Source organism: uncultured Microscilla sp., assembly GCF_947493425.1.
Lineage (GTDB): Bacteria > Bacteroidota > Bacteroidia > Cytophagales > Microscillaceae > Microscilla.
Map to the genome: position 1 here is coordinate 1 of NZ_CANLRP010000006.1, position 17,913 is coordinate 17,913.

At 38.4% G+C, this 17,913-nt stretch carries 13 protein-coding genes; 5 read left to right on the forward strand and 8 right to left on the reverse strand.

The window, feature by feature from the left end; all coding sequences use genetic code 11:
• Nucleotides 1-90 precede the first annotated feature (90 nt).
• The 3 genes from Q0954_RS03195 (at nucleotide 91) to Q0954_RS03205 (ending at nucleotide 5,499) form a co-directional block, all read left to right on the forward strand.
• A complete protein-coding gene (locus Q0954_RS03195) occupies nucleotides 91-837 on the forward strand; it encodes a retron system putative HNH endonuclease (protein WP_299453526.1) in 747 nt (248 codons plus the stop codon).
• A 181-nt stretch (nucleotides 838-1,018) separates the two neighbouring features.
• Nucleotides 1,019-4,003, forward strand: coding sequence for a glycoside hydrolase family 3 N-terminal domain-containing protein (locus Q0954_RS03200; RefSeq protein WP_299453529.1), 2,985 nt, complete (start codon nucleotides 1,019-1,021; stop codon nucleotides 4,001-4,003).
• A gap of 293 nt (nucleotides 4,004-4,296) precedes the next feature.
• Entirely contained in the window at nucleotides 4,297-5,499 is a 1,203-nt protein-coding gene (locus Q0954_RS03205) for a hypothetical protein (protein WP_299453531.1), read from the forward strand.
• A gap of 75 nt (nucleotides 5,500-5,574) precedes the next feature.
• Here Q0954_RS03205 and Q0954_RS03210 read toward each other — a convergent pair whose 3' ends face one another.
• Nucleotides 5,575-5,943: a DoxX family membrane protein gene (locus tag Q0954_RS03210; RefSeq protein ID WP_299453533.1), complete on the reverse strand. Its 369-nt coding sequence runs from the start codon at nucleotides 5,941-5,943 to the stop codon at nucleotides 5,575-5,577.
• 91 nt (nucleotides 5,944-6,034) lie between these two features.
• On the reverse strand, nucleotides 6,035-6,715 hold the full coding sequence (locus tag Q0954_RS03215; protein WP_299453535.1) for a type 1 glutamine amidotransferase domain-containing protein: 681 nt from the start codon (nucleotides 6,713-6,715) through the stop codon (nucleotides 6,035-6,037).
• A 307-nt stretch (nucleotides 6,716-7,022) separates the two neighbouring features.
• On the opposite strand from Q0954_RS03215, the gene Q0954_RS03220 reads away from it, so the two are divergent.
• Both Q0954_RS03220 and Q0954_RS03225 read left to right on the forward strand, forming a co-directional pair.
• Entirely contained in the window at nucleotides 7,023-10,229 is a 3,207-nt protein-coding gene (locus tag Q0954_RS03220) for a PAS domain S-box protein (protein WP_299453537.1), read from the forward strand.
• Nucleotides 10,222-10,593 carry a response regulator gene (locus Q0954_RS03225; RefSeq protein ID WP_299453539.1) on the forward strand — a complete coding sequence of 124 codons (372 nt, stop codon included), beginning with the start codon at nucleotides 10,222-10,224 and terminating at the stop codon, nucleotides 10,591-10,593. The genes Q0954_RS03220 and Q0954_RS03225 overlap by 8 nt, the downstream gene beginning before the upstream one ends.
• A 56-nt stretch (nucleotides 10,594-10,649) precedes the next feature.
• Here the strand turns inward: Q0954_RS03225 and Q0954_RS03230 are convergent, their stop codons facing one another.
• The 6 genes from Q0954_RS03230 to murC form a co-directional block, all read right to left on the reverse strand.
• The gene (locus tag Q0954_RS03230) at nucleotides 10,650-11,129 is read right to left on the reverse strand and encodes a hypothetical protein (protein ID WP_299453541.1); all 480 of its coding nucleotides are present in this window, start codon (nucleotides 11,127-11,129) and stop codon (nucleotides 10,650-10,652) included.
• A gap of 53 nt (nucleotides 11,130-11,182) precedes the next feature.
• The gene (locus tag Q0954_RS03235) at nucleotides 11,183-11,842 is read right to left on the reverse strand and encodes a DUF2306 domain-containing protein (protein WP_299453544.1); all 660 of its coding nucleotides are present in this window, start codon (nucleotides 11,840-11,842) and stop codon (nucleotides 11,183-11,185) included.
• Between the two features lie 295 nt (nucleotides 11,843-12,137).
• Nucleotides 12,138-13,772, reverse strand: coding sequence for a cell division protein FtsZ (ftsZ, locus tag Q0954_RS03240; protein WP_299453546.1), 1,635 nt, complete (start codon nucleotides 13,770-13,772; stop codon nucleotides 12,138-12,140).
• 275 nt (nucleotides 13,773-14,047) lie between these two features.
• Nucleotides 14,048-15,364, reverse strand: coding sequence for a cell division protein FtsA (gene ftsA, locus Q0954_RS03245; protein ID WP_299453548.1), 1,317 nt, complete (start codon nucleotides 15,362-15,364; stop codon nucleotides 14,048-14,050).
• A 7-nt stretch (nucleotides 15,365-15,371) separates the two neighbouring features.
• Complete coding sequence (locus tag Q0954_RS03250) at nucleotides 15,372-16,175, reverse strand: cell division protein FtsQ/DivIB (RefSeq protein ID WP_299453550.1); 804 nt, start codon at nucleotides 16,173-16,175, stop codon at nucleotides 15,372-15,374.
• Nucleotides 16,111-17,550 (reverse strand): UDP-N-acetylmuramate--L-alanine ligase, encoded by a 1,440-nt coding sequence (gene murC, locus Q0954_RS03255; protein WP_299453552.1) that lies wholly within the window; start codon nucleotides 17,548-17,550, stop codon nucleotides 16,111-16,113. The genes Q0954_RS03250 and murC overlap by 65 nt, the downstream gene beginning before the upstream one ends.
• Nucleotides 17,551-17,913: the final 363 nt, after the last annotated feature.

Below are 17,913 nucleotides of genomic sequence, written 5' to 3' on the forward strand. Positions count from 1 at the left end.
CAAAACAGCATATTTTGAAGCTTTCATGCTACAAAGATAACTTTTTAACCAATATTAATATTTTCGCAAGAAGTCTATTATAAATAAGCTATGGTAAGAATATATAAAACTGAGCCACTTCAAGGTTTAATTGATTTTAATGAAAAAGAAAAAGGTCGCTTAAAAGTAGAGTATCCTACCGAAGTCAAACACCCTGAATATGATGATTTAGACACGGACACAGCATCCAAATTAAGGAAACAACTGCATGAAGAACAAAAAGGTTTATGTTGTTATTGCATGAAAAAGATTTCTGCCAGTAATAGTAATATAGAACACTTTTTACCACAATCACTATTTCCTGAAGATCAAACAAATTACCACAATTTATATTTGGCTTGTCGTTACTCTGTGGGTAAAAAAAAAGAGACACAATACTGTGATATAGTGAAGGGTGACAAACTCATTTCTAAATTGATGGGTTACTTTAATGAAAAGAAAAACGAGGAATGTGAAGACTTCTTCCGCTACAGTGAAATAGGGCATATATTGCCTAACAATAGTCGTTATAAAACTTTAAAAGATGTTTATAAAAATTATGCTAATCTAAGTAGTCAAGAAAAAGAGGTAATGGGTACCATTGAAGTACTCAACCTGAACACTGAGGAGCTTCGCAAAGAGAGGGCAAAATTCATTGAAGATATTGTAGATTCAACTATAAAAAGTATAGATGATATAAATAAACTAGAACAAATCATAAAAGAGTATAAAGAAGGTAAGCAAAGATTTAAGGGCATAGTGTTATACTTTGCCAAAGATGCGCTTCAAAAATTAAAACAAAAAACTAAGACTAACTAAACTCTTATATATCAACCAGCTATGTGGTTTTATAAAAGATTAACTTATCTAACACAAAACTCCCACCCCAATCCAATATATATTTCCCACAAACCTATTATCTTGCTCATTCCTAAAGTTGATTTTTTTTCAAACAAGCCTCTCAAGCCTGATAGGGTTTGAACTCAGAAACCTATAATAAATGTCAAAAACCAAAAAAAACCGTTTGTTTCCTACCTTATGTCTTATTTGTGTATTGCCGCTGTTTTGGTATTGTGGCAATGGAGCAAGCAAAAATACGCCTCAAGCTTTGCAGGTAAATGTGATGCAAAAGCAATGGGTAGACAGTGTTTTTAATAAGCTTACCCCCAAGCAAAGGCTAGGACAATTGTTTATGGTGGCAGCCAATACCACCCTTGCCGACACCCACAAAGTAAGCGTGGCAAAGCTCATCAGACAACAGCATGTAGGTGGAGTTATTTTTATGAGGGGTTATGCCCACAAGCAACTTACCTGGACGAATTACTTTCAGAAACAAGCCAAAACGCCCTTGATGGTGGCAATGGATGCTGAATGGGGGCTGGGCATGCGCCTTAAGAATATGATGAGTTTTCCTTTTCAGATGACACTAGGGGCTATTCAAGAAGATACGCTTATTTATCAGATGGGGGCGCAAATAGCCCAACAGATGAAACGCCTTGGTACTCACATCAACTTTGCGCCAGTGGTAGATGTAAACATCAACCCCAAAAACCCTGTGATTGGTTATCGGTCGTTTAGCGAAAACCGCGAAACCGTAGCGCGCAAAGGGGTGGCTTATATGAAAGGATTGCAAGACCATGGTATTCAGGCAAACGCCAAACATTTTCCGGGGCACGGCGACACAGGTACTGACTCGCACTTTGCGCTCCCTGTGATCAAACACGGCACCAAACGCCTCGATAGTATTGAGCTGTACCCGTTTAAGGCGTTGATCAGACACGGCGTAAAAAGCATGATGGTAGCTCACTTGAATTTGCCCGCTTACGATTCGGCACAAAACCGCCCCGCTACCCTCTCTAAAAATGTAGTGACTAAATTATTGAAAGAAAAGCTGGGCTATCAGGGGCTTATTTTTACCGATGCTCTGAACATGAAAGCAGTCACTAACTTTTACAAGCCCGGCGAGGTAGACCTTCAGGCACTCATTGCAGGGAATGATGTATTGCTCGCCCCTGAAAATGTAAAAAAAGCCATTGAAGTGATTCAAAAAGGAATTTTGCAAAAGAAAATAAGCCAAGCCACTATAGACCAAAAGGTAAAAAAGGTGTTGGCTTTTAAATATGCACTTAAACTCAATAAAAAACCTGCCCCGCTTTCGCTGAAAAACTTATACCGCGATTTGCGCTCACCTGCTGCCAAGGCATTGCAACGCAAGTTGTACCAAAAGGCATTGACCATAGTCAAAAATAAAGATCGTCTAATCCCCTTTCGGCGTTTAGATACCCTCACTTTTGCCTCGGTAAATATTGGCAAAAGCCGCAAAACCGATATGGAGCAAATATTAAATAACTATGCTTCCTTTACCCATTTTCATATCAATGCTTTGAAAGCCCGCAAATGGAATTACAACGTGGTGCTCAATAAAGCGAAAAAACACAAAGTGGTCATTGTCAGCATCCACGATTTGCGTAAACACGGCAACCGGGGTAAGTATGGGCTAAGCAAAAATGCCATAGACTTTATCAAACAGTTAGAACAACACACCAAAGTGATCATTAATGTGTTGGGCACGGCCTATAGCTTACAACATTTCGAAAAGTCTGAATACTTGACTTGTGCCTACGAAGACAACAAAATTACAAGAAGCTTGGTGCCTCAAATGTTGTTTGGAGCGTTTGGGGTCAATGGGCGTTTGCCTGTATCGGCGGGTAAATTGCTCAAAGAAGGGAGGGGCGTAACTACCCAAAGCCTTAAGAGACTCGCGTATGGTGTTCCGGCAGAGGTACAAATGAACAAAGACTCTTTAAGGAAAATAGATGTATTGCTTACAAAAGCCATCAAAAAAGGTGAAATGCCGGGTTGTCAAGTAATAGTAGCACGCAAAGGTAAAGTAGTGTGGCACAAAGCTTACGGACATCAGACTTACGCCCGTCGAGTAAAAATCACCCCTGAATCTATCTACGACATTGCCTCTATCACCAAGGTAGCGGGTACTTTGCCAGCCATTATGTATTTATACGAAAAAGATTCGCTGAAGCTAGACGATAAAGTGGTGCAATACCTACAAGAGCTTAAAGACACTAATAAAGACCAAATGACTGTACGTGAAGTATTAACCCACCAGGCAGGCTTACTACCTTATTTGCCTTACTGGAAACGTACCCTTACCCGCACCAAAACATTGAGTCCTACTTATTATCGTTATCGCAAGAGTACTGCTTTTCCTTTGCAAGTGGCGCAAGGCATTTATGGCAAAGCAAGCCTCGAAGATAGTCTTTGGAAATGGAGCATTGAGACCAAACTACGTAAAAAGAAAAATGATACCACAAGTTATGATTACACTTACAGCGATTTGAGTTTTTATACCCTTAAGCGCCTTGCCGAGCAACAACTTAAACAACCTATAGAAAAACACCTGCATAATTATTTATACAAAACTCTAGGAGTGAGTACTTTAGGGTATAACCCTTTGCAACGCTTTAAACCTTCCCGCTTGGTACCCACTGAGTATGACCGCTATTTTAGGCGCAAAATTATAAGAGGGACAGTACACGACCAAGGCGCAGCAATGCATGGAGGAGTTGCAGGGCATGCAGGGCTTTTTTCTAATGTAAACGATTTGGCCAAGTATTTACAAATGCATTTGCAAAAAGGCGAGTATGGGGGCATTCGTTACTTTGAGCCTGCCACTATCGATACTTTTATCCGGGCACATTTTACGGGTAACCGCCGAGGCTTAGGCTGGGACAAAAAACCCGAAAAACCCTACTCGTATACTCCTAGCCTGTTTTCGCAAGCTTCTTACGGGCACTCTGGCTTTACGGGCTGTGTGGTATGGGCAGACCCTAAATGCGAGGTGTTGGTGGTGTTCTTATCTAACCGTATTTACCCTTCGGCAGAAAACAAAAAGTTGATTGTAAACCATACCCGCCACAAACTGTTAGACCAGGTGTTTAGGGCAATTGTGCAGAAAAAGAATAATTAAATAACGACCATTGTTCAATTGTTATATGGCTACCAATACTGAGTGATTAAGAACGTACATCGATACAATCACAACGAGCCTAGAACACAAGTTGCCACCAAAGCATTGCCCCTTACAAGGATTGGTTTACTCACTAATGCCAAGTTATTAAAAGCCGCCTATTCCTGAAGGGCAAAAAGTGGTTTTACCTAAACAAAAGTGAGTGTTTTATTACAGGGGTTCATCTGTATGCTAAAATTTGACTAACTTTGCATCTTAATAAAATAAGTTTTCTAACAATTAAAATTTATCTAATGAAAGTTATCAAACTCCTCATTCCACTGCTCGCTTTATGGTTAATGAGTAGCTGCAAAAAGCAGGAAACCCCTGCCCCCACGACTACACCTATCAATCAGGCAAGTAGAGGAAAAACTACTGGTTTTGTACAAAAGGGGCCTTACTTGAATGGTTCTACCATAACCCTGACAGAACTGAATGATACCTACACCCCTACTGGTCTTATGTTTAACAGCGAGATACTGAATCATACAGGTGCTTTTAACATTAAACACATACCTCTAGCTTCTTCTTATGTAGAACTTAAGGGGCAAGGCTTTTACTTTAATGAAATATCAGGCGGCGTTTCTTCTGCCCAACTTACACTGTCTGCATTGGCTAATATTGACAATGCAACTGACATCAATGTAAACGTTTTGTCTACTCTAGAAAAAAGAAGGGTGGAGTATTTAATTGACCAAGGGACAAGCTTTGATAACGCCAAAAAACAGGCCCAACTAGAAGTACTTAAAGTATTTGGCTTTGATAATAGCGAAACGCTTTCATCTGAAACACTCAATATTACTAACAATACTGAAGGAGACGCTATACTATTGGCAATCTCGGTTATTCTACAAAGTTACCGCAGTGTTGGCGAATTATCAGAGTTAATTGCCAATATGAGTGATGATTTATACAAGGATGGTAAGTTAGATAGTGAATCGCTGGGCTCTCAACTCATCAATGGATCACAGTATCTAAATTTGGCTCAAATCAAAGCAAATATTGAAAATCGTTACAAAGATTTAGGACAAAACATTAATGTTCCTAATTTCGAGAAATATGTACAACAATTCGTCAATAATACGACTTACAAAATTACAGAGTCTATTACTTACCCCATTAGAGGCGATCATGGCAGCAACCTACTAAGCCCTGATGTAACAACTGTATCCTCTGGAAAATACTCTATCAAAGTAGTCTTACCTAAAAGCGTTGGATTTAAGGTGAAAGTTGCCGGTTCTGATGCTAACACTTGGGCTTTTTCTGCTGATATAGCCCAAAACAATGGGTGGACTTATACCCAGTTTGATACTCAAGGTTTTCACCGTTTCTTTACTGCTACCAAAGATGGAGAACTTGACATGTACATAAGTGTCAGACCAGGAACACTGTCGCTGGAAATATATGAGGGTAATCAAAACACCCCCACTTCTACCAAGGTAATCACAATTAACTAGAACTTATGTATAATAAACCCCTGACCAAAGCAGCTTTTGATCAAGGGTTTATTTTTATGGCTCGGACATATCTGTCTATTTTTTAATGTCTTTCCAAACCCACCAAGCCCAGGCGATCAATACAAACTGCACTGGCAAACGAATATAAGCAGCCGACTTGCTACCAATGGCAGGGTTTGCCGCAAAAATATCTATGACATGCAAGGGTAAAAATGCAATCATTAGAAGAAATATACCAAAGGCTGCCAATTGCTTATAACCTGGAATAAACAAGCCTACTCCTAAAATAATTTCTAAAATACCCGATCCATAGTTTATCAATGCTTCAGGCAAAAAATCAGGAATGAAAGGGGCATACATGGCAGGGTTTAAGAAATGATTGACCCCACCATAGGTAATGAATACGCCTAGTAAAATTCGGGCAATGAGTAGTACTGTTTTCATATAAATGAGATGAGCAAAAGTTGAAAGTTAAACTTTAAAAGATATAATAAAGGCAAGTTACCACGAAAAAATAACTTGCCTTCGCCTTACTTTAGTTCAAAACTTCTAACAGTTTCTCTGCTACCAACTCCGAAGAAGCCGGATTTTGCCCTGTAATCAACAAACCGTCAGTGATTGCATAAGGGGTCCAATCTTCTGCTTTAGAGTAAATGCCTCCATTTTCTTTGAGCATGTTTTCTACCAGAAATGGCACCACATCGGTGAGTTGTACAGCCTCTTCTTCTGAATTGGTAAAGCCAGTCACTTGTTTACCTTTTACCAAGGGGCTTCCATCGGCTGCTTTGGTGTGTTTGAATACCGCTGGAGCATGACAAACAGCTGCGACGGGTTTATTGTTTTGGTAAAACTTTTCAATCAACGCGATAGAATCTTTATCTTCTGCCAAATCCCATAAAGGACCGTGCCCACCAGGGTAAAATACCGCATCGTATCCCTCTTGATTAATGTCTGCCAACTTCAGGGTTTTGCTCAATGCCTCTTGGGTAGCTGTATCGTTATTAAAACGCTCGGTGGCAGGTGTCATAAAATCATCCGAAGCACTCTTAGGGTCAATAGGAACTTGTCCGCCTTTGGGCGAAGCTACATCGATTGCAAAACCTTTGTCTTGCAAAAAATAATAAGGGTTGGCAAATTCTTCTATCCAAAATCCGGTTTTCTCTCCAGTATTCCCTAGTTCGTCGTGGCTTGTAAGTACAAATAATAACTTTTTCATGAGCTTATTATATTTATATTAAAAAAATGGGTCAGGTCGTAGTAAGCAACTTATAACCAAATGCTTACAGACTTAAATTTTATTTAATACAAAAGTACAGGGTTTTACTTTATCAAAAATTGATGTATGATAAGAAATAACCTAAGCCCTAAGTATCACGTTGTTTGGATAGTAATCTAACTGGCTTTATCACCATTTCCAGTGCATTTCTTATTGAAAATATAAATGAACTACCCAGTTAACCTGTGCTTTTGATCACACCATAATAATACAAACGAAAGTTTCCTGTTTAGCCAATATGAATTTTATGAAAAACAACCCCCTACATAAATCATTCACTCAAAATACCCCTATCCAAAGCACACCCATTTTTTGGGAAGCTGCTATTACTCCTTTAAGACTAGAGTATGTCAGCCAGTCAGCCCTGACCTTATTGCCACAACTTGCCTCAAAAAACCCCACAGACTTTTGGGAATGTATACATCCGGAAGATCTACAGTTTGTACAACAATGCTACGGGCGGGCTACACAGAAAGGCGGCGTTCAAACAATTCAATATAGGGTTTGTCCAGTCAATCAACCTCCCATCTGGGTTAAAGATGTGTTTGAGTTACGTCCTGCTCAAGGCACCTCCCCCAGGTTATTTGGCTTGATCAACCAAGAAAAACAACACAATGGCGCTCATGAGACTTTAAAAAAACGAGAACAAGCGATCAAAGACATCGTCAATCATTCGGCACATAAAAAAGGGCAGGCGTACTTCAACCAAATTGCCCAAAGCCTTTGCCAGGTAATAGAAGCTGATTTTGTAGTGATTGGAAAAAACATATCACAAGATCAAAAAATACAAACAATTACAATTAGTACTACCAGTCAACCCATTCCTAACTTTTGTTATGCTTTACGAGGCACCCCTTGCGCTAATGTAACCGGGCAAAGCACTTGTGTATACCCACAAAATGTAGCGAAATTGTTTCCTGAAGATAAAATGCTAACGGAAATGAACATAGAGGGCTATCTGGGAACTCCTATTTTTGACTCTGACGGCAAAAGTCTGGGTATTATCATTGCCTTGTACAAACAAGCAATTGACGATGCCTCTTATATATCCTCTTTGTTTGAATTATTTGCCACACGCATTGGTGCCGAAATGAACCGAATACAATCAGAGGCAAAACTTAGGGAAAGTGAACAACGTTTTCGCCAATATTTTAAAGAAGATAAAGCCATTAAGCTCTTAATTCACCCCGATACGAGCAAGATTGTAGATGCTAATCAAGCAGCCGAAACATTTTATGGCTATAGTTACGAGGAACTTGTACAACTAAAAATCTCTGACTTGAACCTGCTCGATCAAAAAGGAATCATAAAATCATTGCAACAAGCCAAACACCAACAAAAAAACAAGTTTCAATTTAAACACCTCACCAAAGCAGGGCTTGTCAAACATGTAGAAGCCTACTCTAATCCACTGCACATTGACAATACTAACTACTTGCTTGCTACTGTGCACGATATTACTGAGAATGTGCAAAATAAGCTGGAACTGATCAAAGAAAAACAGTTCGTAGACTCTATCATACAATATGCTGCTGAAGGTATCTCTGTATTTCATCAGACCAATCAATATCCTTATGTAAAATTTACAGTATGGAATCAGCAAATGGAAAAAATAACCGGATACACACTCAAGGAAATTAATGCCTTGGGTTGGTATCAAACTATCTTGCCTGACGATACCCCTACTCACATAAGCGGAAGTGTAAGAATGGAACAACTAATGAAGGGCAATAACCTTAGCAATGAGCCTTGGATAATAAAACAGAAAGGTGGGGCGCAAAGAGTCATCTCTATATCCACCAATATCATCAATAAAGCAGATGGAGCTCATATTATGGCTATTATGCAAGACATTAGTGAACAAAAACAAGCGCAGAAGTCTCTAATGGATCGCCAGGCACACATGCAGCTTCTCTATCAAATTACCAGTAATGCCTCTGAGGAAATAAATTTACAGCTACAAAATGCGCTCAAACTTACCACTACATTTTTTAATGCTGAAACCGGAATGGTAAGTTCAATCAACCAGGAAAACTTCATAGTAATCAACAGCTACAGCACCCAAGACGAAATGCAAGTAGGTACGGTTATTCCTGTAGCAGATACATTGTGTAAAGTCACCATGGATAAAGATGATGTATTAATGATTGCCAATACTCAAGACAAAAAATGGGCAGCCATAAAACCTAAAAACACCCAGGTTTTGTCATACATAGGCACAGTGATTCACGTGTTTGGCAAAAAATACGGATCGCTATGTATTACCAGCACTCAGGCTCATACGGGTTACCCAAGTGTAGCTGGAGAATTTATCAACCTATTGGCTCGTTGGATAGGAAACCTCATAGAAAAGCAAATCAAGGAAAAAGATTTACGAGAAAGTGAAGAGCGTTACCGCTCGCTTACCGAATCGGCTCCCATAGGCATTGTATTGCACGCAAAAGGTAAAATTATTTATGCTAATCCATTCAGTAAACAAACCCTTGAAGCCAGTCACCAAGAACAACTATTGAATTTACCTATCCAAAATATTTTGCACCCTGACTCGTTGCAGGTGGCTTCAGAAAGAATAAAAGAGCTATACGCTAAAAAAGGAAACTATGTACCACCAATAGAAGAGAAAATAGTTACCCTCAAAAATAACATCAAATATTGTCTTATTTCAGGCATTTCTATAGAGTATAAAGGGCAACCAGCTATATGCAATGTATTTGCCGACATTAGTGATAGAAAAAAGGTAGAAAAGGAACTGCTCCGAAAGAAAAATCAATTGGAAAAAGTGAACAAAGAGTTGGAAGAGCTCACCTATGTAGCTTCGCACGATCTAAAGGCTCCTTTGGCAAACCTACAGGGGTTAATGATGCTCATAGAAGAAGCTCAAGGGGTAAAGGAAGATAACCTGGATGTTTTCGAGAGAATGCAATTATCAGTCGTGCGTATGCAAAACACCCTCAATAACCTCAATGAAGTAATTGCGCTTAAACAGGAAATGGCTATTCAAAAAGAGTCTATTCGCTTTGAAACACTGTTTACCAACGTTAAAGCCAGTCTGGAAACCCAGATTATGGAAGCAAAAGCCTCTATTACAGCTGATTTTTCTGCCGCTCCATCTGTAGAGTATCCTTTACTTCACCTCAAAAGCATTATGCAAAACTTACTAACCAATGCCATTAAATACCGTGATGCTCATCGTCCACTTTCTATTAGAATACGTACAACTATGCATAATGGGCAAGCATGCCTCATGGTAAAAGACAACGGATTAGGCATAGATTTAAGCAAATCGAAAGACAAACTATTTGGACTATTTAAACGTTTACATGTCCACGTTGAAGGAAAAGGTATAGGTTTATACATACTAAAATCCATCGTTGAATCTCATCGTGGATTCATAGAAGTAACAAGTAAATTAAATCAAGGAACCACATTCAAAATTTATCTGGGAAATGAATAAATCAACGGTTTTATTGGTAGACGACGACGAAATCACTAATTTTTTATGTAAAAAAATGCTGACAGAGCTTGGTTTTCAATCTGTTGAGTCAGCCACTAATGGTCAGGAGGCCATCAAATACCTCCAACATACCTGCCCTGACTTCATATTTTTAGATATAAAAATGCCTGTAATGGATGGGTTTGAATTTTTGGAAGAACTAAAAATATTGGCATTATGCCAGCACACTAAAATAATCATGCTTACTTCTTCATCTCGTGAAAAAGAAATAAAACAAGCTTCGGCATATTCCAATGTTATAGACTTTGTAGTAAAACCACTTACTAAACAAAAAGTGAGTCATATATTTGAGAGTATTGCATAAAAAAACATCTTGTCAGAATTACCTCTGACAGGATGTTTTTATAAGCATACATAAGCTTAATTTTTTTGTGCTTGTTGAGCTGCTGTAGATGAGCTTGCCAATATCCAGTTTGACACAGCAACATACTGTTGTTTATCTTCCTGAAAAACCTCAATTTTATCTTCTGAAGTATTTACCCTAAACTCACATACTACTTTGCCTCTACACCCCGAATACAACCTCATCTTACCAACAAAATAAGGGTTTGCTTCGGCAGGTGACTCATATATGGCATAACGCAAACCACTAGGACAACGGCTAATCATTTGGCGTTTGAGGTTTACTTTATAACGCCTTGCCAACGGTTTCGTTAGGTTTTCGTGTACAAACAAGCGCCCTTTAGAACTCAATTGAACCCGGTCTTTTTTATCAATCAATGTTGTTTTTTTCGCCTTTACTGGTATTTTACCAACGCTACGCGAAATCATTGCTGTGGTAAACAGGACTACCAGTGCCAACGCTGACACCCCTAAAACAGTTTTTTTTATATGCTTCATAATACTTGTAATTTGATATTATAACTTCGATTTGTTAAATAATTGTATATATTTTAGAGACTTTTAGGTGCCAACCTCAGCAAAAACTCGGCTATCAATAAATTGGGCACCCAATTAATCCAGGAAGTAACCACTACTGCCAGCTCTGGGTCCATAGTGGGCAAGCCAAACTGCCCTATACCATAGGTGAGCAAAGGCATGTACAACCTTAGCGTCACCGCAGAAAACACCAATGCATAACTTCGCACCATCCACTTGCGGTGTGCCACAAAGTCACGTTTAATGGCAGTTTGTAAGGCCAAAAAAGTAGTAATAAACCACAACCACGCTAGAATGAAAAAGGCCAGTTGTGCCCAAAAGCCTCCATTGGCAAAAAATGCCATATATAAACCACTGGGGGCAGCCAAAAACAAGATAGTAAAAACATACGCTTTGCCTACCTTTCGGTGAAGTTTTGGATAACGATGACGCAACTTAGGCACAAACTGAAAAGGACCAGTAATCAAACAGACAATACTAGAGGTAATGTGTATATAAAAAGACGCCATCCAAGCGAAGTCTTTGACCAGGCTTCCCTTCCAAAGCAAAAACTCTACATCAGTACGAAAGGAAAAGTAATCGAGTACATTCAAAAACACCATAATGCTCCAGAATACAATCATTAACCATCCCAAACGAAAACCCCAAAGTTGTACTTTATTTTCTATGGCCATATAGTATGTATATATGCTATGGTAAGTTTTATTGGTTTATACGTAAGACAAATAAAAGCGTGGAAGGGAGTAGAAGAAAAAGAGTGTTTTTATAAAAAAATAATCTATCCATTAAGCAACACCTCTAGTAGAGTTACTTCTTCAAAACTTCTCCATGAAGACGCAGCATAACTTTGGTCGTTTCTTTAGCACACTTTATTTTTTGTATTTTGAAAAAGAGCAAAAAAAAACTTCTTTCTTGTATATTTAACAAGAAAGAAGTTATTAGGAAATAACAGTAAATTACGTCGAAAAATTAATCAGTTTTGTCAGTAAAAAACTTGTTGTTACCCAGTATCTCGTTTTCGTCGTTTATGTTATAACGCGATATATTGTTTTCAGAAGAATGTGGTGGCTCTACTAATTTGACTCCACGACGTAAATAAGCCGGTACGTCTATTTTATCTTTAAAGCCTTCGTTCTCAAAATTTTTGCTTAACTTTTTCAGCTTATTGATTCGCTCATCTGCTTGTTTTATCAACTGCTGACGCTTTAGATCAATTTCTGACAAAGGTGGCGATTGAACTGGCGGTTCTTCTTGTTTTTCTATTTCAATTCGTTCAATTTTTGGAGTGTTTATTTCCTCTGATTCATTAGTCAAATCTTTTTTTTTGACGTTAGAAATTGGATCCTCCTCTGAGGCATCATCGTCCAGGTCATAAATGACACGTTGGGGCTCTGATGGCTCTTCTGTTTTGGGCTCTTCTACTTTTTTAGGCGTATTTGTATGGCTGTTGCCATTCAGATTAAATACTACATTTCTCTCTTCTACTTCTTCCTTTACCTTGTTTACTATTGGTGGAGGGGTAGACTCAACTACAGGAGTATTAGCCACTGGAGTAGCAGGAGTGTTTGTTACTGGAGTATTTTGTGCTATTGGTTCAGTTTTTTTGGGTTCCTCAGAAGTCAGCCTCTCTTCACCTTTAAAACCAGTAGCAATGATAGTGACACTGATACTATCGCCCAATGATGGGTCAATACCATTACCAAAAATCAAATCGGCATCTTCGCCTATTTGATCCTGAATATAATCAGTAATGTCGGTTAGCTCATCCATTTGTAACTCCGAGGTTTCACCAGACATAATTGAAAGCAGTACTTTCTGAGAGCCGTGAATACTTCGGTTGTTTAACAATGGAGAATTCAATGCTTCCTGAGCTGCTCTCAACGCACGGCTTTCACCTTCGGTTTTAGCAGAGCCCATCACTGCTGCACCAGAATCGCGCATCACAGTTTTTACATCCTCAAAGTCAACATTGACATAACCTGGCACCGTAATAATTTCAGCAATCCCCTTTGCTGCAGTAGTTAAAATGCTATCTGCCTGAGAGAAAGCTTCACTCATTTTCAGGTTGCCATATATTTCGCGGAGTTTATCATTTGAAATTACCAACACTGTGTCACAATGTTGTTTCAATTGGTTAATTCCGTTTTCTGCATGTTTACGTTTTTTCTTCCCTTCAAAAGCAAATGGAGCTGTTACAATTGCAACAGTTAAAACCCCTAACTCACGAGCAATTTCAGCAATAATAGGTGCCGCACCAGTTCCAGTGCCTCCTCCCATACCCGCTGTAATGAATAGCATACGGGTGCTTAAGCTCAATAAATCTCGAATATCTTCTTTACTTTCTAAAGCTGCTTCTCTGCCTTTTTCAGGATTAGCACCAGCTCCCAAACCTTCGGTAAGTGCGGTGCCAATTTGTAATTTGGCGGGAACAGAACTCAAGGACAGTGCTTGAATGTCTGTGTTACAAACGAAAAACTCTACATCTTTAATACCACGATCGAACATGTGATTCACCGCATTGCTCCCTCCTCCTCCAACACCGATCACTTTAATTATAGAGTTTTCATTGGCAGGAATGTCAAACTTGTAGTTGTTTTGTTCCATACTTTTTAGGGTTATTTGTGCAACTATCTCAAAATGAGAGATTTAGCGCAACCAACTGATAAAAACCTGATTATCAGCTTACTATGTGCCATTTATATACGATAGATCAAATGATTTATTTGATTTAGATCGAAATATAAGCTATTGAACCGAGATAGTCAAATAATTGATAATCTGTTTTTTACAAAGGTTTAAGCCTTTTTTAATGACTTTTTATAATTGGTTGCCTATGGTGAGCCTTCCTTTTTTAGAAGAAACCACCCGACCAAATCTACTTAATAGTTATTTTTTTTATCATCAAAGTCGTCAATTAACAGTCCTTTGGTACGTTCTATGATTTTCCGGAAAAAATCACCCCCAGAAGCTTGTTTTGTTTTTGATTTTGTTTTTGAAGTTGCTGTGTTGTTATTAATCTGCGTTTGATACTTTGTATCCCTATCATCTAAAGCTCTGAAACCAGCCATTACCAGCCCTATGGTAGTTGCATACATTGGGCTCTTGGCAGCTTCTACTTTTGTTTTACCAAGGTACTCATTCGGGTAACCTACCCTTGCATCCATTCCAGTCATAAACTCAAATAGTTGCTTGCAATTTCTCAATTGAGACCCACCACCAGTAATTACAATACCGCCTACCAGCTTATTGAGATAACCAGATTTAATAATCTCTTGGTGAACTGACTCTATGATTTCTTGCATACGCGCCTCGATAATATGCGCAAGATTACGTACGGATATTTCTTTGGGTGAACGCCCCCTCAGACCTGGAATAGACACAAACTCGTTTACATTGGCTTTTTCGGCAATTGCTTTTCCAAATTTTACTTTGAGTTTTTCGGCCTGTCCAGTCATTATTTTACAACCTTCTTTTATATCAGAGGTTATAATATCGCCTCCAAAAGGTATAACGGCGGTATGGCGTATAATATTTTCATAAAATATAGCTACGTCAGAAGTTCCTCCACCAATATCGACCAATACTACCCCAGCTTCACGCTCTTCGTCGGTAAGCACCGACAAGCTGGAAGCTATAGGTTCCAGTATAAGGTTTTCTATTTCAAGTCCGGTACGTTTCACACAACGGTTGATGTTGTTGATGGCGCTGGTTTGGGCTGTAATGATATTGAAATCGGCTTCGAGTTTGATACCTGACATACCTATTGGCTCTTTGATACCAGTCTCAAAGTCAACCGTATAGTCTTGTGGCATCACGTGAATAATCTCGTTACCAGGTGGCGTTACAATACGGTACATGTCGTTGATCAAACGATTGACATCATTGCGAGTTATTTCGTTCTCTGCCGAATCACGGGTAATACTTCCATTCTGCTTCAGGCTTTTGATATGCTGCCCGGCAATACCCACATTTACAATGCGTATATCTATGCCAGAAGTCTGTTCAGCTTCTTCGATAGCTTCTGAGATAGCAGTCACAGTTTTGTCGATATTAATTACTACTCCACGGGTTACCCCTTCTGACGGCGCCTTGCCCATGCCTAGTAATTCTATTTTACCAAATTGGTCTTTTTTACCTACCAGGGCGCATATTTTAGTGCTGCCTATGTCTAATCCTACTACAATTTTATCTTTCATGTCAGTGTTATTCGCAAATTATCTGTTTGTCGAAACGCAAGCTGATCTTACGGTAAGCATTCCAGCCTTTTCGAGGAAGTATTTCTTTATAAAAAACCTTAAATCTATCAAGTTTGCTTTTCCATTGGTTTAAATTACCAAAGTCAACCACTTGTTTGCCTAATTGTAAATACAATACCATCTCTTGGTTTTTAAGCACATCTACTTGAGCTATTTGTGCTTTAAGAAAGGGATCTTGGTAAATATACCTGATCATTTCAAGTAACTCTTTATCTTGCTTATTGCGTTTGAAATCAAGAGGAGCAGTTCGCTCACTTTGAGTTACCAGCAATACTCTAGCGGTAAATTTTCTTAAAACGTTAAGCACCACCCCATTATTGTCTACATAAACATCTGCCTTGCTTTTTCTTATAAACCGGGCTATGGGGCGTTTCAAGGTAACATCTACAAACAATACTCCCTTCAAATTTCTTGCTATTTGACACTTTTCTACAAATGCGTTCCCCTCTTTGACTCTTTTTTCCAAGGTTTTGATAGAGATATTACTGAAGCTATTATTGAGCACTTTTTCTTTTCCTCCATTGGTCATCAGACGGATGACGTCTTCGGTAGACAAAAAGTAATTATCCGCTTCATTTTCAATATTTATCTGAATATCAGTACATAATCGTCCGTTATGCCTGATCTCGATAAAGCCAAACACTAAGAAAATAACTACAACCCAAAAAGAAATGACAACATTTTTTCTAAATCTTAATTTGCTTTTGGGTATTTGTTTTTTCGTTTTCTTCTTTTTGAATATATTTTTCATTTAACAGTGCTCCAATTTTATCTACCATAGCCCCTATATCTCCGGCTCCTATGGTAAGTACAACTTCGGTATCGTTTTTTTGCAAAAAGTCATAAAGTTCGTTTTTGCCACACAATGTTTTATCTTTTATAGTTACTTTATCCAAAATTAACTGAGAGGTTATCCCTTGAATGGGTTGCTCTCTTGCTGGGTAAATATCAAGCAATACCAGCTGGTCGGTAAGGCTTAAGCTCTTGGCAAATCCATCTAAAAAGTCGCGGGTACGGGTAAATAAATGAGGCTGGAAAATCGCCGTGATCTTTTTGTTTGGGTACATCGCTTTCACTGACTTAAGAAATACCTCTATCTCAGTAGGATGATGTGCATAATCGTCGATGTAAATGATATTTTTATGCTGTAAAATATATTCAAAACGACGCTTTACTCCTTTATACACAGCTAGTGCATCTCTAATTTGTTGAGGGTCAATGCCCAACTCCAGGGCTACGGCTATAGCTACAGTTGCATTAATGATATTGTGATAGCCAGGTACTTTGATTTTTATGTTTTGAATAGTGATGTCTTCTGTATTAAAATCAAAGTAAAATGCCTCAGGGGATACTTGTACATGCTGTGCCTGGCAATCTGCATTTTGTTCTAAAGCAAAACTCTTTGTAATAACTGTATTTGGAAGTAAGTTAGTGCCTAAATGTATTTCTTTTTTTATAAAAAGTCTACCGTTTTCTTTGATTTTTTTGATGAAAGCTACATAAGAATCAAGCACTGAGTCTTCATTGCCATAAATGTCTAAATGGTCTGCATCTACTGAATTAAGCACTGCAATATTGGGGTGCAAATGCAAAAAAGATCGATCATATTCATCAGCTTCCACCACCATAACAGACTCTTTATCAACTGATTGACTTAATATAAGATTAGACTCATATTCCTGAAGTATTCCTCCTAAAAAAGCAGTGCAATTCTTTTTTGCATAATGAATAATATGAGCAATCATAGAAGAGGTAGAGGTTTTTCCGTGAGTTCCGGCAACCGCCACTGTAAACCTGTCTTGTGTAAGAAAACCAAGTACTTCGGCTCTTTTTTTGACTTGAAAATTATACTCTTTGAAATAGTTTAACTGCTTGTGCTCTGCGGGTACAGCAGGTGTATATACTATCAATGTAGTTGCAGGGTGGGTAAATGCCTCTGGAATATGCGCTACATTATCGTCAAAATGTATATCAATGCCTTCTTGCTGAAGTTGAGTAGTTAGTGTAGTAGGGGTGCGATCATAACCAGCTACTTGGTACTGGTGAGCATTGAACCACCTTGCCAAAGCACTCATGCCTATGCCTCCAATACCTATAAAATAGATGTTTTTGATTTGTTCTAACATTATTGATAATAATGAAGCTTATTCGTTAAGCCAGGTTTACTTTAATAAATTTGGCAAAAATAAGTAAAACGGTTTGATTTTTAAATGGTCACACATGCTTTATTTTGTTTTTTTCAAGCAAAAAATTGAGTGTAACACGCTTTTAGACAATATTTTCATCAAAAATGCATCACAGTTAAAATACAAAAACATACATGAGTATTTACTACTGTATAATTTGCTATTTTAGCCTATAAGATAGATGGCAATAAACCAAGAAAAAACATACCCCGCTTACCCTTAAGCACCCATCTTTTGACTCAAACACCTTAAAGCAAGGCACTGATACTATATTTTTCAAAAAAACACCCCATTTTTTCACGA